Here is a 24,094-nt window from a genome sequence, read left to right as displayed (position 1 = left end):
CTTGAGCTTGTCCGTAAAGCCCTGCTTAAATCATAGACGGGCGTGTCAGTACCCTCACGCCTTTCGGCGCATGCACAGCGGTTAAAGCGCCTTGATCCCCATTCACTTTAATCCAGCCCAGGCCCGAGATAAAGATATCCCAATTGGAGCCCTTCGGTATTCTCAGCTCATGACGCGTCCAGTCTGGCATGTGCTCCAGAGATTTCTTGGAGGGCGGTGAGAGTAGCTCGCCCGCATGGTCTGCGTAAAGTGCATCTGCCCGCTCCAGCTTTGTGCGGTGAATCTTCAAGCTTCCACTGATAAAGGCAGTAAACGACTGGTGTGCTCCCTGAATGAAATCAAACCGGCACATTCCGCCGAAGAACAAGGTCTGTCCTTCATCCAGCTGATAGACCAGCGGCTTGAGCGGATTCTCTGGCATCACCACGCCCAAGTCCTCCCGAACCACCAACTCACTGAATCTCCATGGGTAAACGATTCCCGGAGTATCGATAATCGCACGTCCGTCATCCAGCGGAATATGAACCATATCCAGGGTCGTACCGGGATAACGGGAGGTGGTGAGCTCTTCATCGAGATCACTGTAATCGCGGATCAAACGATTGATCAGGGTCGATTTGCCGACATTGGTCGCGCCAACTACATATACGTCCCGGTCTCCCCGCGTTTCAGCGATCGTTTCCAGAAGCCGGTCAAAGCCCTGGTTCTTCTTGGCACTGCAGAGAACAATCTCGCTTGTCCGCAGCCCATGCTCCTTGCACTGTCTTTGCACCCAGTTGCGCAGCTTGTTCCAATTCGTCACTTTGGGGAGCAGGTCAATCTTGTTCACAGCCAGAATAACAGGGTTGTTGCCTACAAAGCGCTGCAAGCCCGATATCAGGCTGCCTTCAAAATCAAAAATATCCACGATATGAATGACAAGCGCCTCTTGATTACCGATTTGTCCCAGAAGCCGCAGAAATTCATCCTGGTCCACAGCGACCGCGGCCGCTTCGTTGTAGTTCTTAATTCGGAAGCAGCGCTGGCAAATGACCGGCTCCCGGCCGGCTGCCTTCTCTGGCAAATACCCCGGCTTGTCCTGTGATTCATGCTGAAGTGCAGCACCGCACCCCCTGCATTTCTTGATGTCTTGTCCGCCTGCCGGCTCAATCATTCCTTGTCCTCCTCTTTCCATAATCCCAGTCTGCGCAAACGGGTTAGCGCAATGCGCTCTACACGGCGATTGAAATAACGCGTAACCCATCCCTCATCATGCAGCGCAATCGGCAGCACCAAAATGGTGAATAAGCCCAGCCGGTTTCCGCCGTACACGTCTGTAAGCATCTGATCTCCGACCACGATCGTTTGATCCGCTGTCAGATTCATCATCTTCATCGCTTTACGGAAGGGCAGATTACTCGGCTTGCGGGCTTCATGCACATATTGAATATCCAGCGGAGTGGCAAATTTCGATACGCGCTCCAGCTGGTTATTGGATACAATAATTAATTGAAATCCGATTTCCTTCACCTTTTTGAACCATTCCAGCAGCTCCGGTGTCGCGAGAGGCGCCTTGGCTCCCACCAGGGTATTATCCAAATCCGTAATAATTCCTCGGTAGCCCTGCTCGTATAGCCCCTCCAGATCAATATCGAATACGGTACTGACTCTTTCCTTGGGAATAAGCATCTTAAACAATGGATTCACCTCAATTTCATAGGAAAAACTATACCATATTCCAGAAGCTTAGTCTAAATAAACAGCTCCTGGATTTAGGATAGCCCCATTCATGAATTTGCATCAGTTTTTTTGGGTTAAAGGCCCCGTCCTTCATGAAAAAGCCGCCCGCCGTTCCGTAAAAGGAAGGCGAACGGCAGCAATCATACGGGCTTTGCCTTTTTTATACCCTTTTTCAGCCGAACTGCATCTTCATGAACAGCCCGCCACGCCTCCGGCTCCACCTGAACCGGGCTGTACCTCGCATGCTCAAAGCGGCGAAGCAGCGGCTCAAGCAGCGGCGTCAGCGCCGGCTGCTGCTCCCTCCACCGGAGCACGGATTCCCGGAGCGTTTCATTATGTCCCTGCTGCAGGCCCTTCCTGCGGACAGACCGGAGCCAGCGCTCCGTCTCTGCCACTACCTTATCCGCTGGAGTGAGCGGCTTGCCAGTCGACAGCCGGGCTCTCAAGAAACGGAAGCTCCAGCGTCTTCTCCAAATAACATAACCGAGCCACAGCAGCAGAACGATGCCAGCGGCAGTTCCAAGCAGCGCAGTCAAGCTGCCAGAGTCCTCTGAAGCCGAGGCTGCAGGAGCAGCAGCCTGCTCCTCTTCCTCCTCTTCTTCCGCAGGCGTCTCCTCTTCCGGCTCCTCTTCAGCAACAGGCTCCTGGGGCTCTGCCCCTGCCAGAATCGGCATCGTGAAGCCTGGCGTCGCTTCGACCGGAATCCAGCCGTATTCCCCGAAATAAATCTCCGCCCAGGAGTGGGCATCGGCATTGGTTACCGTATAGCTGCCCGAGGCTGTTCTGGTGCCATCCGGCGACATATACTGTTCATTCGGGACGTTGCCGGGAGCGTAGCCCTTCACCCATCGGGCGGGAATATCCAGAGAACGGGCCATCATGACCATCGAGGTGGAGAAATAATCACAATAGCCTTCCTGGATCTCAAACAAGAAGCTGTCTACAAAATCATCGCTGCGTTTGCTAGACAGATCCGGAGCATTCGTATAGGAGAATTCACTGCTTTGCAAATATTGCTGCAGCAGCAATACCTTCTCATACGGGGTGTCTCCGTTCTGTGTCACTTCCTCGGCCAGCCCGCGGACCCGGTCCGGGAAATCGGAAGGGATCTGGTAATAGCTCTCATCCATCGGAGCATTAGCATACAGCTCATCTGCGGATTTCTCCTTCAGCTCCTCCCACGAAATCATCGGAATCTCCGAGGTTACGGTATACTGCTTCGGATAGGCGGACTGTCTGGACTCGGATGTGAAATGAAGCTCAGCGCCCTCCCTCTTCCAGCGGAGCTCACTGTCTTGTGGCAGTTCCACCTCATCGACGCGGGACATGGAGTACGCTCCGAACAGAACCGGATACACCTCATCATTCAGCATCGTTACGCTCTGCTCCACCGTTGTGGACGGCACGCTGCCCTGTCCTTCTGATGGAAGCTGCTGACCGGGATCAATCGGCTGGCTCCCGCGAGTTCTCTGCCTGTTGGTCCAGCCTGTACCGGAGTAGGTAGAGCGGGTCTCGCCGCGCCAATAGCTTCGCTCCTCCGAGGCAATCGACATAACCGGAGAATAGTCGAAGTTAAAGCCGCCTCCCAGGTTGTTATCCTCCCGCCCATAGCCGGAGGTGCTCTCTCCCCCCGGATTCAGCAGGGTTCCAAGGCCACCGAGGCCGCCAGAACCGCTGGAAAGAGGCATACCTCTCCATTCTCTCCAGGCCGTATAAGGGTCTGTTAACGAGGGCTGAACCGTCGGCATATTGACGCCGGCAAATATAATCAGCGAGAAGATCACCAGAATGTTACCCAATATTTTCAGCGGATTTCTTCGCAGAAGTGCCCAGCCCTGCGGAAAACGGCGGCGAAACCGGTTGAAATGCTCGGTCACCAGCCAAGCCATCCCGATACCGGCAACCCAAGCCGTTTCCTTCCACAGCTCTGTGGCGGTGAAGGAATCCAGAATACCAAAGGCCACAATATTCAGGCCGACGACCAGTAAAACCTTGCGCTTGCTGTTCACCCATACCGCTATAAAGTTAAAGATCGCCCAGGCCGCAAGCGCAAACCATATATAAGGAAGCACATGCTGATACTGATCATCTCTGAAGATCTCACCCAGACGGTCAGGGACCGGAATACTGTAGCTGGACAGCGTCTGGAAGACGGCGTACACAATAAGTGCCAGCTGCAGCGGTACCCGAATGATTCGCTTGAGGAATACCATCGCCTCAATGACGGCTGTAATAGCTAACGCTGCGATGATGCCAGCGGTAGTCTCTTCAAACAGCAGCGGCTCCGTGAAAGACACCCATTGCTGCAGCAGCAGCCAAATCCATAAGAGCTTGAGGATATGGAGCAGCCAGGAGGAATGATGCTTATGTGTCATGATGCCCTCCCTCCCAACGCAAGCGGCAGCTCTTCCAGAGAAGAGACTGTGTATAGCAGCAGTCCTCGGGATTGCAGATAAGAAGTGTAATCTCCGGGCTCTGCAGACTTCTCTGCAGCTGCAATCTTCAACAGACACGGATTCATGCCACGGTTCTCCGCCCATCGGATACATGACACCGCTTCTTCTCCTACTTCCGGAGTAATGATCAGCAGCAGGCAGCCTTTGGGAAGCTCACGCCCTGACCTTTCCAGCGAGGACAGCAGGCTCTCCTTCCGGTCAGCATCTACATCGACCAGATGCTGCAGCATGGACATCCGCTCCCCTTGGGACGTGCTGGGCATAAACAGCTTGTTCTCCTTGCCTGCGGTAAACAATCCGATGCCGGCCTGCTCCCGAGCGCCGGATTCCAGCAAAGATGCTGCCGCAGACACCGCCGTTTCAAACTGTGCGGTGCTGCGGTACCCCTGGGCTTTGCAGTCCAGGAGGATCAGGGTCTGCGGAAAAGATTCATGCTCAAACTCCTTCGATTTCCAGGAGCCGGTCTTCGCTGTAGCGTTCCAGTGAATCCGGGAAATCCGGTCACCGTACACATAATCACGAACTCCATTAATTTGTGTTGTTTCCCGCCGGGAGGCTGCGGGGGTTGTCTGAGCCCCGCCGCCGCGAACATTGCGAAGCTGACGCTGCCATCCCAATAGCGGAATCGTTCTCGGGAGTACGCGGAAGGAGGTGTTCAGCTCGAAGCCTCCGCGATGCTCCATCAGTCCGAAGATATCCTCACTAACGCACTCTGTACGCTGAAAGGTATAGTGGCCACGCTCCAGAGCAGGTGTCTGGAACAGCAGTTCTCCCGTGCCGCGCAGGTTCGGGATTACGCTTTCCTCAAAGGACCAGGAATCCCCGTTATGCCGCTTTAGTACCTCCCGCACAATCAAATAAGGCATGGGCAGCAGGCCCGGAACGGTAACCTGAATGCTGACCTGAACCTGCTCCCCGGCATGAAGCACACCCTCCTGCTGGTCTGACGCCGTTACCGTTCGAGCCGCTTTGACCCGGTTGACTCCCCCCATGCCAAAGCCGATCAGATAGATGGCCAGCAGGCTGACCATGGAGAAGAGCATAAGCGAGGTTTTGCCCCCTTGAAAAAGAACATATAGCAGCACCATGCACCAAACAGTAAGGATCGCTGCGAGATTTCCCGGCTTGATGCCTTTCATGGACATGGATCGTTGATGGCGCATGGCCTATCTCCCCATCTGAACCGGCACTTTGACCTGCCGCAGAATAAATTCCAGTACGGACAGCGTCGTCGTCTTATCCAGCCGGGCTTCCGGACGCAGCATGATCCGGTGGGACAGCACATATGGCGCAAGAATTTTCACATCATCGGGCAGCACATAATCTCTCTCCTGCAAAAATGCATAGGCCTTCACGGCATTCATGAAGGAGATCGTCGCCCGAGGGCTCGCCCCCAGCAGAACTGCCGGATGCTCCCGCGTCGATCTGGTAATGCCGAGCAGGTAGTCCGCAACCGGCTCTCCAAGGAACACATCCTGGATTTCGCGCTGTATGGAAGCGATGGTCTCCATGGAGGTGACTGGCTGCAGCTTGTCCGTCATCTGGCCGTGACGGGAGCGGAAGAGCAGCTCCTTCTCGGTATTGGCATCGGGATACCCCAGGCTCAGCTTCAGCATGAAGCGGTCCAGCTGGGCCTCCGGCAGCATGTAGGTGCCTTCGAAGTCAATCGGGTTCTGTGTCGCACAAAGCATAAAGGGATGCGGCAGCTCATGCGTCTCGCCATCCACCGTTACACTTCGCTCCTCCATGACCTCCAGCAGCGCAGACTGCGTCTTAGTGGTCGCCCGGTTGATTTCGTCAGCCAGCAAAATATGAGTCATCACAGGACCCGGACGGAAGTAAAACTGCTCGTCCCGGGGATGAAACACAGAAACTCCGGTAATATCACTCGGCAAAATGTCGGGGTTACATTGAATCCGGCGGTAATCCCCCTGCATCGTTCGGGCAAGAGCCTTGATCAGCTGGGTTTTCCCGGTTCCCGGTACATCCTCTATCAATACGTGTCCGCCGGCAAGCATGGCGGTAAGCAGCAGCTGAATTTCAAACTCCTTACCGAGCAGGCACGATTCCAGGTTGGATCGCACGGATGAGATGATGCGGATCGATTCTTGGCTTACGGGCATGTATGATAAACCTCCTGTTAGGGAATAAATAGTTGATTTACAACTATTGTACATGATCCCGGGCGCAGAGTACATTCGCCCCTTGGACCCGCCCTTTTTCTCTGCCAAAGCCCCCTACAAACAACAAGAAGCACGGCAGTGACCGGAGAATGCCTCCGAGTCCGCCATGCTTCTATTAAAATAGTTATTGACTTAGCCCTTTGGCCGGACAAACAGCGCCGCCAGAAACGAGAATATAATGGCTGACGAAATACCGGCACTCGTCACCTCGAAAATACCCGTGACAACACCAATCCAGCCATCCCGCTCCAGTTCGGTGAGCGCCCCGTGAACCAGAGCGTTTCCGAAGCTTGTAATAGGAACTGAGGCTCCCGCCCCCGCGAATTTAACCAAAGGATCGTACAATCCAAAGGCTTCAACAACCGCACCCGACACCACCAGGGTACTCATCGTATGGGCGGGGGTCAGCTTGGCTCCGTCCATGAGCAGCTGTCCAATGACACAAATCAGGCCCCCGATCAGAAATGCCCAGAGAAACTGCATGGTCTTTAACCTCCCATCTCCAGTGATACGGCATGTGCAATGCAGGGGATGCTTTCTCCCTGCTGATATGAAATCGGCGACAGCAGTGCTCCCGTGGCGACAACCAGCACCTTCTGCAGCTTCCCGCTGTTCATTTGCTTCAAAATATGACCGTAGGTCACGACAGCAGAGCAGCCGCAGCCACTTCCGCCCGCCAGGGCGTATTTCTGCTTGTCGCGGTCGTAAATCATGAGCCCGCAGTCCATGAAGTTCGTTTGATCCATGGCGATGCCCTCCTGCAGCAGCAGCTCCCGGGTAATAGGATGCCCGACGGAAGCCAGATCTCCTGTGACGATCAAATCGTAATAATCCGGGGTGCGCCCGGTGTCCTTCAGGTGCGCCGAGATCGTGTCGGCCGCTGCCGGGGCCATGGCCGTGCCCATGTTAAAAGGGTCCTTGACACCCAGGTCCATGACCTTGCCAATGGTGGCATGTGTAACGCGCGGTCCCTTCCCTTGGTTCGTGACGACAGAGCACCCTGCACCTGTTACGGTGTACTGGGCGTACGGCGGCTTCTGCGAGCCGTATTCCGTTGGATACCGGAACTGCTTCTCTACGGTACAGTTATGGCTGGCGGTCCCTGCCATCGCATACCGGGCTGCGCCGGAATCCACCAGAAGCGAGGCCACCGCCAGACTCTCCATGGAGGTTGAGCAGGCCCCGAACACGCCAAGATAAGGAACGCCCATCTGGCGGGCAGCAAAAGAGCTGCTAATAATCTGATTCATCAGATCTCCCCCGACATAGAACTGAAGCTGCTCCTCCTGAATCCCCGCAAGCTCCAGTGCTTTTCGGGCCGCATCCTCCAGAAGGCGGCGTTCACCCTTCTCCCAGGTTTTTTCATTAATTTCAAGGTTGTCGTAGATGAAGTCAAAATCCTCGGCAAGCGGTCCCTCGCCCTCTTCCGGGCCGACAATGGAGGAGGACCCAATAATGACAGGCCGATGCTCATACTCCCAGGTTTGTCCGTTAACCTTCATACGTCACTGGCCTCCTCCGGCACCCAGCAGGGCATATATAATTCCGATCACAAAAGCAGCTACCGTACCGAACACAATGACCGAGCCCGCGAGCTTGAACATGCTGGCTCCTACCCCCAGCACCAGCCCCTCTGCTCGGTGCTCAAGCGCGGCAGAGCACATGGAGTTGGCAAAGCCGGTGACCGGAACAGCCGTCCCCGCCCCTGCCCATTGAGCAATCTTGTCGTATACCCCGAAGGAGGTCAAAATGACAGAGATCAGGATCATGACCGCAACGGTCGGATTAGAGGCCTCTTTCGTGCTCATATCAAAAAACGTCATAAAAAACTGCTGAATGGCTTGTCCGATAATGCAGATGAAGCCGCCGACAACAAAGGCCTTCAGGCAGTTTTTCACAATCTGGCCCGGCGGCTGATGCTTCTGAGCGACCGCTTTGTATTCCTCTGCACTCATGGAGCTGACCTTGGAGCCGGTATTAGAGCTGGACTTGGAGTCTGGCAATGTAAAAGCACCTCCGCTGTAAATTCAAACCTAAATCTGTGCCGGTTATATCCCGGCGCTGTTAATAACATTATGGATTGTAAAGACTTGCTTTATGTTTGGGTAAATCATCCATGCCGCGGCGGCATCCCTGCAGCCGCCGCGGACAAGGACATTATAAGAAAAGCACGATGACCAGCAGCACAAACAGCAGCAGGATCATAAGCCTGCTCTGCCAAAGCCGCCGGCATGGATCACGCTCCCAAGGCCGGCATCTCATTGCTCTCCCTCCCTGTGCCCTAGAGGATATGAAATTAAGATATGGTATTCAGTGCTGCATGGATATGTACCTGACTGCAAAGAGAGCTCTGTGCGTGGACTTTTGTGCCGGAACAGCGCATACTAAAGAGTGCAATATTAAAATTTACAGCGAACAAAGGAGTTTATAGCATGAAACAATCAACCCTGGATCTGCTCCGCACCTTAACAGAATTCTCGGCTGCTCCCGGCTTTGAGCGTGACCTCCGCGCCTTGGTCAAGGAGAAGCTGTCTCCATACACTGACGAATTTGTCCAGGACCGGCTTGGCAGCATCTTTGGCGTGCTGCGCGGCAAGAAGAAGGGTCCAAAGGTCATGGTTGCCGGACATATGGATGAGGTCGGGTTTATGGTTACTGGCATTACAGAAGCGGGTATGGTGAAATTCCAGCCGCTTGGCGGCTGGTGGAGCCAGACTGTGCTGGCCCAGCGGCTGCAAATTATAACCAAGCAGGGACCGGTCGTCGGGGTCGTCGGCTCTGTACCGACTCATCTCCTGGATGATGCCCAGCGCAGCAAGCCTGTGGACATAAAGAGCATGTATATTGATATTGGCGCCGATAACAAGAGTGAGGCGGAAGCCTTCGGAATTACACCGGGACAGCAGATTCTTCCGATCTGTGATTTCACACCACTGGCCAACCCTAAAAAAATCATGGCCAAGGCCTGGGACAACCGGTACGGCGTCGGGCTTGCCATTGAGCTGGTTGAGGCTCTTCATGGCGAAGAGCTTCCAAATACACTGTATGCCGGAGCCACTGTTCAGGAAGAGCTGGGCCTGCGGGGTGCAAGGACCTCAGCGAACCTGATTCAGCCTGACATCTTCTTTGGGCTGGATGCCAGCGCGGCCAATGATATGACCGGTGACAAGAGCCAGTTCGGTCAACTGGGCCAGGGTGCCCTGCTTCGTATTTTTGATCCTACCATGCTGACACATCGCGGGATGGTAGAGTATGTACAGGACACAGCAGACACTCACCGGATCAAGTACCAGTACTTCGTATCTCCCGGCGGAACGGATGCGGGCCAGGTCCATCTCAGCGGCATCGGTGTTCCTTCTACCATTATTGGCATCTGCTCCCGCTACATTCACACCTCCTCCTCCATCATCCATACCGATGACTACGAGGCGGCCAAGGAACTGCTGATCAAGCTCGTTAAAGGATTAGACGAGACGACGCTGAACACCATTCTCGAACGCTCCTGACCATATAAAAGGCTGGGCACCTGATTCATCGGCGCCCAGCCTTTTGATTTATATTTTGGCATAAAAAAAGAGCCTCCTGACGGTCTGAGAGGGGGTGTTTCTCACCGACAGGCAGGCCAGGACGAGAATCAACAATAGAAAGCTGCAGAGCAGACACGCCTAAGACTGGGGAATTGCGGGTTTAGCCCTGCAACAAATGAGTCCCACCATTTGACCGCTGAATAAACCAGCAATTCACCGTTGACTGTCGGCAGCCTGCTCCAGCATCTTCTGTGTTAGTATCGTTAACACAGATTCGGGTAGATGGGAGTGGCCTTCACTTATCTTTCGTCCTTGATGATCATTATATGCAGAGATCCAGCAAATATCAACGCATTTATGTTATTAAATTTAACATGTTACTTTTAAAAGTCAGTTTATTTAACACACATATAACACAATCCTAGCGGAAGAAGACCGCAGCTGAAGGATTGGATCATCGATTTTCTTTTGAAGCATCGAACATGACCGGCCATGCGTCACCCTCAAACCGCTCGCCTTCACGGCCCTGCATCATCTGGGCGTTAAAATGGTTATCCCCTTTCGGGCTGTAACGGTAGGTGGTGTCTCCGGTCATCATATGCACCGCCATGGATTTACGCGGCGAGGAGGAATTATTGGCCCCGCTCCCGTGAATCGTGAGCGCGTGATGGAAGCTGACCTGACCCGCTTTCATGATCATCGGCACCGGAGCAAACCTCTCGTTCTCCGGAATCTTCATCTCCTCTTCCTGCTTCTCCATATTCTGCTCAAAAAAATCATTAATGTTCAGCATGCCCCATTTATGGCTACGAGGAACCATCTGCAGGCTTCCATTTGATAAGTCTGTATCTTGAAACGCAACCCAGGCCGTAATAAGCGTCGGCTCACTGCAGCACTGCCAGTATACATAATCCTGATGCCAGCCTACATTCACGGACTCTTTACCCGTTCCCCGGCCCGGCTTGTACAGCAGCTGATCATGGAACAGCCGGATCTGATCCGCCTTCATCAACCGACCGGCGATGGATCCGATGACAGGATCGGTAGCGAGCTTGCGCAGCGTCAGGTCAGCCCAATGGCTGTTGTCTGTCTTGCGCAGTGCCCCGGGACGGTCACGCCCCTCAATCCAATTCGACGCCGGCTCCCTTCCGGTTTCGTATTCCCCACGATACAAACGGTCCTGGTGCTCCATCATTTCTTTCAATTCCTCATCCGAGAAAATAACCGGTGACAGCCAGTACCCGTTCTCTTCAAAAAAAGAAATATCCTGTTCCTTTGGCAGTACATCCTCCAGCACGTTCCGTGTGTTCATAAGATCACGCTCCTGTCGTTACTTGGTTTGTTTTTAAATCTAGGTCTATCATATTGAACAATGACCGACTTGTATTTAGAATAGAGACGTGTAAATTTAAACTTGCTGATCATGTGATGAAGGAGAAGGGGGAATGAATGTGAAGGGGCCTACCTTACAGCATCCCAAGCCGGCGGTCCGCCAGATGCTGCAGAGTGATACAGAATACCGTCTGGAGCTGCCGTACGGCACTGAAAGCCTCATTTACTATATTGGCATCAATCACAAGCAGAACTGGCATACGGCTGTACATTCTCATGATCATTACGAGCTGTGCTATGTAGTCCGTGGCAGCAGCTCTTACATTATCGACAACACGCTGTATCGGATGGACCGCGGTGAGTTTTTGATCACCAAGCCGGGAGAAGCACACTATGGTCTTGCCGAAGAGCAGTCGCCCTTTACTCTTTATTATTTAGGATTTAAGCCGTCCCTGCTCCCCGCGCTCCAGCGCGAGCTGATTCATCTTGGGCCTGGCCGGGTCGCAAAGGATGCCACCGGCAGCATGAGAGCTCTCTTTGAGCAATTGTTTACGGAAATGAAAGAGCCGCAGCTGCTCGATCGAGAAATGACCGGCGCCTTGCTGCAGCAGCTGCTAATTATCCTGCTGCGTTTATGCCGGAATCCGGACCCGGCGACCGGCATTTCTCAGCCGGGTCCCCTGCATCCTGCAGTCATTCAAACGCTTGACTACCTGCATGCGGAAATACGCTATGACCACTCCCCTGAGGAGCTTGCTACACAGTTTAATATTAGCCGCTCCCACTTATCCCGGGAGTTCCGGCAGGCAGCCGGTATGCCGCTGGCCTCTTATATCCGGCTGCTCTGCCTGGACAAAGCAAGGCATGAGCTGCTGCACTCTACCAAGCCGGTGACGGAAATTGCGGAGGAGCTGTGTTTTTCGTCCATTCATACGTTCAGTATTTTTTTCAAGCGGTTTACCGGTTTGTCCCCTTCAGAGTTTCGAAGAAAACAGGGGTCTACGTAGTGCCGCTGCTATATCGCCATGACATGAAAGCATCATCATTAAAGCTTGACGGAGGTTGTTATGCGCAGCAAAATCACAATTCAAAACATTGCAGACCATTTAGGCCTGTCCAAATATGCAGTGTCCCGGGCGCTTTCCGGCAAATCGGGGGTGAGCCCCCAGACCCGGGATCTTATTATTCAGACCGCAGAGCACATGGGCTACCGGACGGCTTCGATGCGGACGCCGGTTCCCGCCAGGCCTGCCACAGATCAGGCTCTGCCTGCTGGCGGAACCGTACTGGTGCTGTTTCCGAACCTGAGGCACCAGAACGATGAATCACCGTACTGGGGTCCGCTGTTTGAAGGGCTGTCTGCAGCTCTGCAGGCGAAATCAATCCGGGTGTTGACCTTGACCGATGTAAGCGGTGATTCCCTGGACTCCCTGCTCCACCCAAAAGCGATCACGGGAGTCATCACGATTGGCAATATCTCCACCTCCGCGCTGCGGGAGGTTCAGCGCTTTCACCTTCCTCTGGTTATGGTAGATCATGTGGATCCGCACATTTCGTGTGATCATATCTTTACAGACAATTGGTCCGCGATGGAGACCCTCGTGAGAGGCATGACAGAAAGAGGCTACACCTCATTTCAATTCATCGGCTTCTCCTCTGAAGCGCAGAGCTACCGGGAACGCTGGCTAAGCTTTCGCACGACGGTGGAGGAGCTGGGGCTGAAGCAGGAACAGATCCCGGAGCTGCTCTCCGCAGATTTGTCATCATTCCCTCAGCTGCTGGAGGAGGTATTCCGTCAGCACGAACTGCCCGAGGTGCTCGTATGCGTGAATGATTTCTACGCTGCTTATACCCTGGATGCACTGCGCAGCCTCTCCATGGAGGGACTGGAGGAATGCGTCTTTACCGGCTTTGATCAAACTCACGCTTTTCCGGCTTTGAAGGCAACCGTCCGGGTGGATCAGGAAACCCTCGGCCAAAGAGCCGTTGACCAGCTGCTATGGCGGATCCAGCATCCGGCGGCACAGCCGGAGAAGCGCCTGATTCAAGGACAGGTCATCTTCAGATCCTGATCCGCTGCTGGCAGAAAGGGAGCACAGACCTCATGATGACGCAGCTGCCTGCTGGTATAGAGCGGCTGCGAATGACTTTGGACTGTTATTCCGCTTATCCTTGATTACGCTTACAATCAAGTGGATGCTGTCTTCATCAGGCTGCTTGTAGAAAGTGAGGCTCCCCCTAATGAGATTATATAAAAAAGCTCTGCAGCTCCGGCAATGGTTTAGCAATCGGAAAATACGGACCAAAATTATGCTGGTCTATCTTCCCCTGCTGCTGCTCCCGCTCCTGATCGTCGGCTATACTGCCAATACGATCTACTCCAGTGCCATCATCAGCAAGTCAACCCAGAGCTTTACGCAAAATTCAGCATTGACGATCAGTCGAATTGACGGCATGCTTCGCAATACCGCCAGCGCCGCCAACATGCTGGCCTTAAACCTGAACCGGGTGCTGGAGGAGGGGCGGAAATCGGGCCAGAATGAGCTGGGACGTTACAACGCGATTAACACGCAGCTAAGCCTCGCACTGCTCGTATTTCCAGATGTAGACTCCATCGTATTTATTGATGCCGGAGGCAAGGTGTATGGGACCCATCCGGAGCTGGAGCAGCGCAGCCTTAGCATTCAGAGCCAGGAAGCATACCGCAGCGTCATGAAGACGAACGGCGTTAACTTCTGGCTGCCCATGCAGCGCCGGGAATATTTGACGACCGATCCCGATGCCGCCCTGCTCACCCTGGGCAAGAAAATTATTAACATTCAGACCGGCGATTCTCTCGGTCTGCTCTTTCTTCACATTCGCGAGGAGCAGCTGTCCGAAGTGCTGCAGAAGCTGAACGCCGAGCCGTCTGGACGCTATTTCATCTCGGATGGACAGGGCAAGGTAATTTCTGCTTCAGATCCGCAGCTTCTGCTCACCGTAATCCCGGAGGACGAAATCCGCTCCTGGGTAAGCTCAACTCCCCAGGGGGCCAGCACACGAATGATAGAGGGTGAGCGCTCTCTGCTCGCCGCCAGCAGCTTTCCGGAGCTGGGATGGAAGCTGGTCAGCATCACGCCCCTGCAAGCTCTGACCAATGGACTGGAGCAGCTGCAATGGACACTGCTGGCGGTCGCGGCACTCTGCAGCCTCTTCGCCCTCCTCGGAGCCGGCTTCCTGTCCAAAATCATTGCCAGGCCGATTGTGGAGCTGGCCCGCAGCATGAAAGGATTTCAAGAGGGGCATCTGGATGTCCAGCTGGAGGTCAAGTCACGCGATGAGCTTGGCTACTTTGTCCTCGGCTTTAATCAAATGCGGCGCCGGATCAAGGAGCTTCTGCGCAATGTGATGCAGGAGCAGAAGAAAAAGCGTGAAGTGGAGCTGGCACTGATTCAGGCCCAGATCAAGCCGCATTTTTTGTACAATACTCTGGATGTGATTTATGCCCTTTCCCAGATGAACCGGATGAGAGAGGTGCAGTATACAACCAAGGCGCTGGCGGACTTCTACCGTGCTGCGCTGAGTCAGGGCCGGGAGGTCATTACGCTGGAGGAGGAAATCCGCATTGTGCGGGATTACCTGGCTATTCAGCATGTGCGCTACCGGGACGTATTCACTTATGAGATCGAGATCAGTCCGGAATGCTATCAGGTTCCGATTCTGAAGCTGACCATCCAGCCGCTGGTTGAGAATGCCATATATCATGGACTTAAAGAAAAGGAAGGCGGCGGACACCTTCATATCCGGTGTGATCTGAATGGAGACGTCATCCAGATCGACGTAGAGGATAATGGCAAAGGCATGCCGGCTGACCAAGCAGAGCGGCTTCTGTATCCTGCCGCCGCCCCTTCTCCTCCCGCTGCAGGCAAGGGTTCCTCCTACGGACTGAGAAATGTCAACGATCGCATTCGGCTGTTCTTCGGACCGGCGTACGGCCTGCAAATTCAAAGCCAGCCAGACTTGGGAACCACGGTCCGCATCTCACTGCCCCAAGCATGGAATCCTGTCACAGAAGGGAATGAACCGTTTGATCAAGCTGATGGTCGTGGATGATGAACAGATTTTTCGAGATTATTTGTGCACCTTGCTGCCCTGGGAGGAATATGGCATGACGATTGCCGCGGTTGCCAAGAACGGACAGGACGCCTTGACCCAGGCGGAGTCCTCCATGCCGGACATTGCTCTGATCGATATCAGCATGCCGTTTATGGATGGCCTGCAGCTCAGCGAGGCACTGAAGCAGCGCAGTCCCCACATCGCTATTGTCCTCGTAACAGGGCATAATGAATTCGAATATGCGAGAAGAGCACTGAAGCTGGGCGTGCAGGATTATATCCTGAAGCCCTTTTCCAAAGAAGAGCTGCTGCTGACACTCCTGCACATTCAAGAGGATATTCTCAAGGTCCAGGAGGATAAAGAGACGCATCAGTCCAGCCGGCGCATGCGGCGCGAGGTGGATCTGAACCGGCTCGTCAGCGGTGAGCTCGCAGACCCTGAGGCCCGGCTGAGTGAGATCCTGCGGGAGCAGGGTGCCGTCCCTGAGAGCGGCCGCTTCCTGACGGCCTGCATCGAGATTGACAATATGAATGCCCGATGGCGCCAGATCAGTGACCGGGAGCTGTGGAAGTTCGCGGTGATGAATATTTTGAGCGAGACGATGGCGTTCTCCGGCAATCATATCGTCTTTAACGGACCGGAAGGGCGAATCGTATGTATCTTTGAAGTCGGCAGCGGTGACGGAGGACCAGGATCTCTTGGTCTCTCCTTCCCTGCCCCGCCGCCGGCAGACTATGTCGAGGGCTGTGAGAAGCTGAAGTTTCTCATCCGCAAGTATTTGAAATTTACAGTTACGATTGGCGTGGGCAGGCTGCACCAAGGACCTGCCGAGATTTCCCTTTCCTACAAAGAGGCGCTGCTCGCGCTGCAGCATAAATTTGTGCTGGGGTATGACCAGGTTATCAATTACAGCACCCATGCCGCGGTCGCCGGCAAGTCCCCGGTCGGCTTGCTGACGCCGAGCATGCACGAGGCGCTGCTGGTCAGTATGCGTGCGGGAAACTGGGAGGAGGTTCAGGATCAGCTGGAGGGGATTTTTGAGAAGCTGGAGTCGGCGCAGATGACGATCGATTACGTGTTTGTCATTTGCATGAGCCTGGTCTCCTTGTGCCTGTCCTGCGTCTCCGAGAATGGACATCCCATTGAGGACTGCTTCGGTGAAGATTTTTACCCATACAGCGACATCGTAACGAAGCCCAATATGGAAGAAGCCAAGCTATGGATCATCGGCCTGTTTCACAAGGCGAACCAGTATATGCAGCTGCACCGCAAGACCAAATCGGGCAAAATTGCCCAAGCCGCCAAGCTTTTTATTGATCAGCATTACACCGACCCGGACCTGAAGGTAGAGCATATTGCAGCCAGTGTGTACATTAACTCCAGCTATCTGCGGGCCCTGTTTAAGAAAACGCATGGTATGACGGTGACGGATTATATTTTGCAAAAACGAATGCAGCATGCCGCCTCTCTCCTGACAAGCGACCGGGCACTCCGGCTGTCTGACATTGCAGAGGAAATCGGATACCATGATCCCGCTTATTTCAGCAGAACCTTTAAGAAATACTTCGGCTATTCACCGAGCGAATATGAAAATCTGCCGCATTCGAAATCCTCCTACATGCGCGAATAATCCAAATTGCAAGCGTTTAGTGCATTAATTCAGCAGCCGGGGCCCGGTATACTAAAGGCATAAACAGATCACAGTCTATGGGAGGTCTTGGTCATGAAAAAAAGCTTGGCCGTACTTTTAAGCTCTGTTCTCGTATTCGGATTAACTGCCTGCGGCAGTGACTCCAAGGAAAGCGCCGGTACGCCGGAGGCGGGCGGACAGGAGCAGACAACCACACTTCGCATCTACGCCCAATACTCGGATGAAGACACCAAGGGATATTACGATTATGCTGCTGCCGAGCTGGCCAAGGAGATGCCTAACGTCAAGCTGGAGCTGGAGGTTCAGGCCCAGGACGATGGACAGAAGCTGAAGTCCTATGCAGCCACAGGCAATCTTCCGGACATTTTCAATGCCGGTCAGGATCAGATCAATCTGTTCCGCAAATCCAACAATATCCTTCAGCTTGATGACTATGCGGAGAAAATGAAATTTAAGGACAACATGCAGCCGAGCGCCATGAACACGCTGTACGCGGATGACGAGCATATTTATGCCTTCCCTTATGCGGGCAACGAGTTCGTGCTCATTTATTACAACAAGGAGCTGTTTGAGCAAAACGGCGTGGCGATCCCGACTACAAAAGCGGAGCTGCTGACAGCCATCGAGGCCTTCCAGGCTAAAGGCATTACGCCGATGTCGATTTTTGCCAAGGAGAAGTGGATCACTACGGCACTGTATGATATTTTTGCAACTCGCTATGATCCAAGAGGGATTAAAGGTCTTGACAGCGGGGAGACGAAGCCAAGCGACGAAGCCTATGGAAAGGCAGCCCAGGATGTGATCGACCTCGTCGCTGCAGGACTGCTGCCGAAGGGCGCAACGAACCTGAATTATGATCAGGCCGCAGCACTGTTTCATGAGGGTAAGGCAGCCATGTTCGTCAACGGACAATGGGAGATTGAGGCTTCCACCAAGGCTCTTGGCGACAAGGCCGGCTACCTGTACTACCCGGCGCCGGATCAGGCCATGTATGAGCAGAACAAGCTGGCCTTCAGCGGCGGCGGAAGCCCGGGCGGCTTCGCCGTCTCGGCCAACACGAAGCATAAGGATCTTGCCGCCGAGGTCGCGAGCTTTATGGCACTGAAATATGCGGAGTTCAAGTACACCCAGAAGGGCAGCCCGATTGTAGCCACCAAGGTTGACATGGAGCCGGCCAAGGCGTTTGACCCGATGATGGTTACGCTGTCCGAGGACATTCCCAACATTACAAGCACAACCGCGTTTGCATGGGGCCTCTCCAATGCCAAGTTCAAGGCAGCGATTGAGGATGCCAGCCAGAGCCTGCTGATGGACGGTTATTCGGCACAGCAATTTGTGTCTGACCTCGAAAGCGCTCTGAAATAATTACAGTCGACCTGAAGCATGTACACACCGGTCAGGTGAGAAGGCCGGTGTGTATTTTTTTCGCCAGATTGAACGCCAGAGGAGTGAGCCTGCATGAATAAATTTCTCGGAAACAAGACCGCCATCCTGCTCTTCATCTCTCCCGCCCTGCTGCTGTTTACGGTGCTCGTCTTTTGGCCGATCCTGCAGGTGTTTTACCGGAGCCTGTTTGAATGGGATGGCCTCACGGAAGGAACCTTCATCTTTCTGGACAACTACAAGCGGATGTTTGAGGACACCCTCTTCTATACCTCGCTGTACAACGGCCTGATCTTTGCACTTATTCTGACCGTGCTCCAGATCAGCATCGGCACCGTGCTGGCGCTGACCATCTCGGATGGCCTAATCAAGGGCCGCAAGCTACTGCGGATCAGCTTTTTTATTCCGGTTGTCCTGTCGATCACGGTCGTCTGTCAGCTTTGGCTCGCTATTTACAACGGAGAGTACGGACTGATAAACAAAATATTTGAAGCCCTCGGTCTGTCCTACCGCCAGGACTGGCTTAGCAACAGCAAAACGGCCATTTTTGCCATCGCCATGGTGAACGCCTGGCAGTATATGGGCTATCATTTCGCCCTGCTGCTGGCCGCCGCACGCTCCATTCCAGAGCAATATATGGAGGCAGCCAAGATTGACGGTGCCGAACGCTGGACCGCACACTGGAAAATTACGATTCCGCTGATGGCGGAGACGTATAAATTTTGTCTGGTCCTCGCGATTACCGGTGGTTTGAATGCGTTTGCAAATATGTACATTATGACCGGGGGAGGCCCTGGCACCAGTACCTATACCTTGACCTATATGATGTACCGTTCAGCATTCCGCGTTGGCGAGTTCGGCTACGGCAGCGCGTCGGCTGCGTTTCTCGTCATTGAATGCCTGATTGTGACCTTTGCTATCAACCGGCTCGTTGCCCGGGAACGGATTGTGTACTAGGAGGATGAACATATGTGGATGAACTTCAGGCGTAAACAACCGTTTCTGCAAATTTTTCTCTGGCTGTATGCCCTCATTTCACTGTATCCCTTGATCTGGATGGTGTTTTATTCCTTCAAGGACAACAATGAGATCTTTGTGACGAATCCGTTCGGCTTCCCCCGGACGCTGCGGTTTGAAAATTACGTGTCTGCCATGACCGAATTCAATGTTCCGCGCTATTTCCTGAACAGTGTGTGGGTATCTGTCATCACCGTCATCGGAACCATTGCCGTCGCACTGCTCTTTGCTTATGCCGTCGCCCGAATGCGATTTCGCGGCAAAACGCTGGCTCAAATGTATATCGTGATCGGCATGTTTGTGCCGGTTCAGGTCATTATGATCCCACTCGCGATTCTCGTGCGTGATTTTCATCTGACCAATACGTATGGATCGATTATTCTGCCTTATATTGCGTTTAATGTTTCCTTCTCTACTCTCGTATTTTATGGTTTCTTCCGCAGTATTCCCTTTGATCTGGAGGAGGCGGCATGCATTGACGGCGCAAATATATACCAGACCTTTTCCCGGATTATGATACCCGTTGTCAAGCCGGCGATTGCCACGATGGTGATCTTTGTCTTTCTGGCAGCATGGAACGAGTTCCCGATTGCACTGATGCTCATTTCCGATGAGGATCTTAAGACGCTCCCGCTCGGCTTGCTGTTCTTTCAAGGACAGTTCACTACCGACTGGGGCGCGATGGGAGCAGCCATGACCGTCGCTTCTCTTCCAACGGTGCTGGTCTACATTCTGTTTAGCGAACAGGTCGAGAAAGCCATGACGGTCGGCTCTGCTGTCAAGGGTTAAACAACGGCTGAAGCCAGGCCAGGATGCGTATATCAGGCATAGACACCCATAAACCGTAGACCTGTCGCTTCACTGCGGCTGTGTCTACGGTTTATTCGTGGATGCCTGCTCCCGGCTGATTTATGAGATGCATGCGCCCATGCCAGCTCGGCGCTGCTCCTGACTCCGACCGGCATCATGCTCCCTGCATACAAAGGCTGCCAGCTCGGGATAGCCCGACTTCTTCAATATTCTTGCTGCTTTCCTGATATGATAAGCCGAAGAAGAGACGATCACAAGCTGCTCTCCTGGCACCAGCTCATTCATGCTGACGTAAGGGAGCCTGCCGATGTAAATGTTAATCGCCCCTGGTAGATGACCCTTCTCGAAGTCGGATGCGTCTCGAATATCTAAAATCTGTATTTGCCGACTTTCCTTGATGTGAAGCAGCTGCTCCTCGCCCAGAAATCTCAGCCCTTTCACAGGCCCCAAGCGATGCTGCAGCAGAAAAAGCACGAGGCCGAGCAGTAAAAATGCTTGCCAGAACACTAGATCTCCTCCCTTCGTTTGTATTCGTAGTTTGTGTATGCTATGGATCACGCCCTATTTTATACCCTGCAGGGTATAAAATCAACTATACGAGGATGGGCACTTCCAAGTGCCTTCTTCCGGGAAGCTTTCATCTTCTTTATAATAAGTGTGCTTCGTTATATCTTCATTCTAATCTTATTTTTTGCCGAAGGAGGACATGCAATGAAAGCTTTGCTGCTACAAGGACCCGGAGAGGTCAGTCAGATGAGAGTTGGAGAAGCGGTTAAACCATCTCCCCAGCCAGGTGAAGTACTGGTTCGTATCATGGCTACCGCGCTGAATCCCGTCGATTATAAAACAGGAAATCAAGGCAATCCGCATTGGAGCTATCCGCATATACTTGGACTGGATTCTGCCGGCATCGTGGAGGAGATCGGGGAGCACCATTACCCTGGACGAGGTCCCTGCTGCTCTAACCGACATCGCGACAAGGCATGTCACAGGCAAGATCGTAGCGATGCTGGGGTAACGGCGAAGCTGACAAGAGTCCTGCCATGTAGGCAAGGCTCTTTCTCAGCTTGACCGAATAGTTGATGAGCTGTCTTTTATAATGGAGATAGTTCATTTTCTGTGACCCATTGATGGTTCTTAACCATGGCCCCACCTGTAGTCGGTATGAAGTCAATCATATACACCGTCGTCGATTGAGCAGAATCCACCGTTGCTTTGGCACCCTTCATTCCAGGCATATGGTCGGCCGTTAAAACTACCGTTGTTCCCGCCTTCAAAGGATCTGAACCTGCATCTTGAATCTCTTCATGAATCACCCATTTGTGGTTCGTTACCTCGTCTCCTCCTGCCACAGGAGTGTAAGACACAGTATAAACAACCGTCTCATATGCGCCTGCCACCGTTGCTTGGGCCCCCTTCATCCCGGGCATATGCTCGTCCCGGATCATCACTTGACTGCCTGCTTGAAACATTGGATTTGCTGCTTCTTTTAACCCTTCAGGAACTTTGCCAGTCGTTGAATGACTAGCATGATCTTCGTGCTGAGTGGACCCTGCCGGGTGCGAAGCCTCTTCCCCACATCCGGCTAGAGCCACCATCAGCACCGAAATAAAGAAGCATATCTTGAGCCATTTCATGTTCAGTATCCTCACTCCTTTTTCTGTATAGCATACCCCCTTATGGTATATCATATGGAGTGAGAATATACCAGCACGAATGTAAGGATGGATTATCTCTTAAGATCGGGTCGATTGATATTCGACGAGGATATAAAAAATGCCCTTCCAATGTTACATTGGACAGAGCATTCATATCGTTTGTTCATCTCCTACCTTGTCGCTACGTACAACGGGCTCGTCCACCGGCAAGGTGTGCACCCTTGCAATTATTCAACATGATCATTAGTAAAGCTGTGTAGCACTTGACGCACTTCATCTGTTGAATTCGTTTGCATGAGCTCATTTTTCAACGCATCTGCCTTATCAAATCCATGAATATATATTTTGAAGAAACGAAGTAAATGAACAAATGGTCTCGGCTCTAGTTCTAATGCATATTTATCATATAAATCAATGTGGTATTTTAGTAGCTCTATCTTTTCGTCCCTGCTGTGCTCTCTAGGCGTCTTCTCAAAAGCAAATGGATCTTTAAATATACCTCTACCAATCATAACTCCATCAAATCCGTATTGTTCTGCCAGCATCAAGCCTGTTTTTCGATCAGCTATATCTCCATTAATCGTTAATAATGTATGGGGTGCAATCTGATCACGAAGCTGTTTAATTTCAGGAATCAGCTCCCAATGAGCAGGCACCTTGCTCATTTCTTTCTTGGTTCGTAGATGAATAGAAAGATTTGCAATACCTTGTCGCAAAATATGGGATAACCACTCACGCCACTCCTCAACATGAGTGTAGCCAAGTCTAGTTTTTACACTTACAGGTAATCCACCTGCTTTAGTAGCTTGTATAATATCTGCCGCAAGCTCAGGCTGTAAGATCAGCCCGCTGCCCTTAGCTTTAGCTGCGACGTTATGAGCAGGACAACCCATATTAATATCAATGCCTTTAAATCCGAGCTTCGCTAAACCGATACTCATTTCCCTAAAATGATCAGGGTTATTTCCCCAAATATGTGCTACCATAGGCTGTTCTTCTTCTGTGAAATATAATCTCCCACGTTCACTATATATAGCATCTGGATTACAGTAGCCTTCAGTACTTGTAAACTCAGTGAAAAAAACATCAGGTCTACCCGCTCGACTCACAACCTGACGAAACACCACATTCGTGACATCTTCCATAGGAGCAAGTACAAAAAACGGTTTAGGTAACTCTTTCCAAAAATTTTCAATCAACGCTCATTCCATTCCTCTCATCTGCATACGTTCATCGCTAGAACAAACAACATTATAACATAATTCATCATGCCATTATTAAGTTTGCCGGCAACTTATGGCCTGGGCAGGATACTATCCATCAGCTAACCTGAACAAGATTTCGTTCATCAAACTGATTCAGGACTGAAATAATATCTGAACATAATGAACCTTTTAATTGCAGGAGCTGCTATCAAAAAAAAGAAACCACATGGAGTTGTTACGCTCGCATGTGGTCATATGGAAGTACGTAATTTCCCAGAACGCAATAAAATAATGTTATGTTCTATTTTAATTCTTGGATTATCTCAAAAGTAAATCTACAGCACTCTCAAGATCAACTGCTTCATAACCAATTTCCAATAAGCACATATCATCATCAGATGCTGGCTCAAAGCCAATTCTAATCTTCGGGATATTGAATTTATGTTTTAATATTAAAAGAGACTCTAATATTTTTTGAGCTTTCAGTCTTACACTCGAATTCTCTCCCTCAAACAGCTCACTTTCAGAAAAATTAATTGTTATATTCCCTAGTTCTTTATCAAAAGAAAAAATTATTAAAACATTCTTTAAGCTGAATCCTAAATCCAACTGGTTCAGAAGCACGTTTCCAGTGCCAACAGGAGAGAACACGTCCCATAAACTTTCAAGTTCATGAAATTCAATATCTGCCTTCGTGTTACGATTGAAGAAATGAGAGTCTTTAACTTCTGACGAGGTAATTTTAAATTCATTAAAAACCAATTTGCAAAGCTCATCTTTTCGAACATCTTCCAGTATGATTTCAAGGTTTTCCAAGCAACCAACTCCTCTTATTTGTCAATAAATCCTTTAAAAATTCTGTTTTGATTAAGTCTTACTCCTCGACCATCTGGTAATTTTTTTTCTAGAAATGTGATTCCCCTAGTGTTAGTAACTCAACTTTCGCAGAGCGAAAATCGTCTTAAATGCATGGTGTAACTGAAGAAATCGCGTATTCAATATAATCGTTGCAAAATAGAAAAACACCACTTCATTTGGTAAAGTGAGAGTGTCGAACA

General features: G+C 51.9%; 22 protein-coding genes. 9 read left to right on the top strand and 13 right to left on the bottom strand.

All coding sequences use genetic code 11. From position 1 onward, the window contains the following. Window positions 1–25 precede the first annotated feature (25 nt). The 8 genes from yqeH to spoVAC all read right to left on the bottom strand — a co-directional run bounded on the left by yqeH (window position 26) and on the right by spoVAC (window position 8,313). Window positions 26–1,153: a ribosome biogenesis GTPase YqeH gene (gene yqeH / locus ACH6EH_RS09605; protein ID WP_138225198.1), complete on the bottom strand. Its 1,128-nt coding sequence runs from the start codon at window positions 1,151–1,153 to the stop codon at window positions 26–28. Then, window positions 1,150–1,677, bottom strand: a complete 528-nt coding sequence (locus tag ACH6EH_RS09600; protein ID WP_138225197.1) for a YqeG family HAD IIIA-type phosphatase — start codon at window positions 1,675–1,677, stop codon at window positions 1,150–1,152. The genes yqeH and ACH6EH_RS09600 overlap by 4 nt, the downstream gene beginning before the upstream one ends. A gap of 182 nt (window positions 1,678–1,859) precedes the next feature. Next, window positions 1,860–4,094, bottom strand: a complete 2,235-nt coding sequence (locus tag ACH6EH_RS09595; RefSeq protein WP_397332155.1) for a DUF4129 domain-containing transglutaminase family protein — start codon at window positions 4,092–4,094, stop codon at window positions 1,860–1,862. After that, window positions 4,091–5,338: a DUF58 domain-containing protein gene (locus ACH6EH_RS09590; protein WP_397332154.1), complete on the bottom strand. Its 1,248-nt coding sequence runs from the start codon at window positions 5,336–5,338 to the stop codon at window positions 4,091–4,093. Before ACH6EH_RS09590 ends, ACH6EH_RS09595 begins: the two co-directional genes overlap by 4 nt. A 3-nt stretch (window positions 5,339–5,341) precedes the next feature. Next, window positions 5,342–6,298 carry an AAA family ATPase gene (locus ACH6EH_RS09585; RefSeq protein WP_138225194.1) on the bottom strand — a complete coding sequence of 319 codons (957 nt, stop codon included), beginning with the start codon at window positions 6,296–6,298 and terminating at the stop codon, window positions 5,342–5,344. Window positions 6,299–6,490: 192 nt separating this feature from the next. Continuing rightward, window positions 6,491–6,841 (bottom strand): stage V sporulation protein AE, encoded by a 351-nt coding sequence (gene spoVAE / locus ACH6EH_RS09580; protein ID WP_138225193.1) that lies wholly within the window; start codon window positions 6,839–6,841, stop codon window positions 6,491–6,493. Window positions 6,842–6,846: 5 nt separating this feature from the next. Continuing rightward, a complete protein-coding gene (gene spoVAD / locus ACH6EH_RS09575; RefSeq protein ID WP_138225192.1) occupies window positions 6,847–7,860 on the bottom strand; it encodes a stage V sporulation protein AD in 1,014 nt (337 codons plus the stop codon). Window positions 7,861–7,863: 3 nt separating this feature from the next. Beyond that, a complete protein-coding gene (gene spoVAC / locus ACH6EH_RS09570) occupies window positions 7,864–8,313 on the bottom strand; it encodes a stage V sporulation protein AC (RefSeq protein WP_397332322.1) in 450 nt (149 codons plus the stop codon). A 477-nt stretch (window positions 8,314–8,790) separates the two neighbouring features. Here spoVAC and ACH6EH_RS09565 point away from each other — a divergent pair, with 477 nt between their 5' ends. Beyond that, window positions 8,791–9,864, top strand: coding sequence for a M42 family metallopeptidase (locus ACH6EH_RS09565; RefSeq protein ID WP_397332153.1), 1,074 nt, complete (start codon window positions 8,791–8,793; stop codon window positions 9,862–9,864). Between the two features lie 475 nt (window positions 9,865–10,339). Here the strand turns inward: ACH6EH_RS09565 and ACH6EH_RS09560 are convergent, their stop codons facing one another. Further along, window positions 10,340–11,197 carry a phytanoyl-CoA dioxygenase family protein gene (locus tag ACH6EH_RS09560; RefSeq protein ID WP_397332152.1) on the bottom strand — a complete coding sequence of 286 codons (858 nt, stop codon included), beginning with the start codon at window positions 11,195–11,197 and terminating at the stop codon, window positions 10,340–10,342. 133 nt (window positions 11,198–11,330) lie between these two features. On the opposite strand from ACH6EH_RS09560, the gene ACH6EH_RS09555 reads away from it, so the two are divergent. From ACH6EH_RS09555 to ACH6EH_RS09525, 7 genes are all read left to right on the top strand, one after another. Next, entirely contained in the window at window positions 11,331–12,224 is an 894-nt protein-coding gene (locus tag ACH6EH_RS09555; RefSeq protein WP_397332151.1) for an AraC family transcriptional regulator, read from the top strand. A gap of 60 nt (window positions 12,225–12,284) precedes the next feature. Continuing rightward, a complete protein-coding gene (locus ACH6EH_RS09550; protein WP_138225188.1) occupies window positions 12,285–13,289 on the top strand; it encodes a LacI family DNA-binding transcriptional regulator in 1,005 nt (334 codons plus the stop codon). A gap of 169 nt (window positions 13,290–13,458) precedes the next feature. Further along, entirely contained in the window at window positions 13,459–15,309 is a 1,851-nt protein-coding gene (locus ACH6EH_RS09545) for a cache domain-containing sensor histidine kinase (RefSeq protein WP_397332150.1), read from the top strand. Further along, on the top strand, window positions 15,275–16,942 hold the full coding sequence (locus ACH6EH_RS09540) for a response regulator (RefSeq protein WP_397332149.1): 1,668 nt from the start codon (window positions 15,275–15,277) through the stop codon (window positions 16,940–16,942). Before ACH6EH_RS09545 ends, ACH6EH_RS09540 begins: the two co-directional genes overlap by 35 nt. 93 nt (window positions 16,943–17,035) lie before the next feature. After that, a complete protein-coding gene (locus ACH6EH_RS09535) occupies window positions 17,036–18,328 on the top strand; it encodes an ABC transporter substrate-binding protein (RefSeq protein ID WP_138225185.1) in 1,293 nt (430 codons plus the stop codon). Between the two features lie 93 nt (window positions 18,329–18,421). Next, entirely contained in the window at window positions 18,422–19,303 is an 882-nt protein-coding gene (locus ACH6EH_RS09530) for a carbohydrate ABC transporter permease (RefSeq protein WP_397332148.1), read from the top strand. A 12-nt stretch (window positions 19,304–19,315) separates the two neighbouring features. Continuing rightward, entirely contained in the window at window positions 19,316–20,152 is an 837-nt protein-coding gene (locus ACH6EH_RS09525) for a carbohydrate ABC transporter permease (protein WP_397332147.1), read from the top strand. Between the two features lie 120 nt (window positions 20,153–20,272). On the opposite strand, the gene ACH6EH_RS09520 is transcribed toward ACH6EH_RS09525, so the two are convergent. Next, entirely contained in the window at window positions 20,273–20,680 is a 408-nt protein-coding gene (locus ACH6EH_RS09520) for a rhodanese-like domain-containing protein (protein ID WP_397332146.1), read from the bottom strand. A 204-nt stretch (window positions 20,681–20,884) separates the two neighbouring features. Between ACH6EH_RS09520 and ACH6EH_RS09515 the strand changes: the two genes are divergently transcribed. Continuing rightward, window positions 20,885–21,244 carry an alcohol dehydrogenase catalytic domain-containing protein gene (locus tag ACH6EH_RS09515; RefSeq protein WP_397332145.1) on the top strand — a complete coding sequence of 120 codons (360 nt, stop codon included), beginning with the start codon at window positions 20,885–20,887 and terminating at the stop codon, window positions 21,242–21,244. Window positions 21,245–21,267: 23 nt separating this feature from the next. Here ACH6EH_RS09515 and ACH6EH_RS09510 read toward each other — a convergent pair whose 3' ends face one another. The 3 genes from ACH6EH_RS09510 to ACH6EH_RS09500 form a co-directional block, all read right to left on the bottom strand. Next, window positions 21,268–21,810 carry a YdhK family protein gene (locus ACH6EH_RS09510; RefSeq protein ID WP_397332144.1) on the bottom strand — a complete coding sequence of 181 codons (543 nt, stop codon included), beginning with the start codon at window positions 21,808–21,810 and terminating at the stop codon, window positions 21,268–21,270. Window positions 21,811–22,058: 248 nt separating this feature from the next. After that, the gene (locus tag ACH6EH_RS09505) at window positions 22,059–23,030 is read right to left on the bottom strand and encodes a tRNA dihydrouridine synthase (RefSeq protein ID WP_397332143.1); all 972 of its coding nucleotides are present in this window, start codon (window positions 23,028–23,030) and stop codon (window positions 22,059–22,061) included. 324 nt (window positions 23,031–23,354) lie between these two features. Then, window positions 23,355–23,852: a hypothetical protein gene (locus ACH6EH_RS09500; protein WP_397332142.1), complete on the bottom strand. Its 498-nt coding sequence runs from the start codon at window positions 23,850–23,852 to the stop codon at window positions 23,355–23,357. Window positions 23,853–24,094 lie beyond the last annotated feature (242 nt).

The organism is Paenibacillus sp. JSM ZJ436, from assembly GCF_044383795.1.
Lineage (GTDB): Bacteria > Bacillota > Bacilli > Paenibacillales > Paenibacillaceae > Paenibacillus_AQ > Paenibacillus_AQ algicola.
This window is presented reverse-complemented; position numbering and strand designations above follow the sequence as displayed.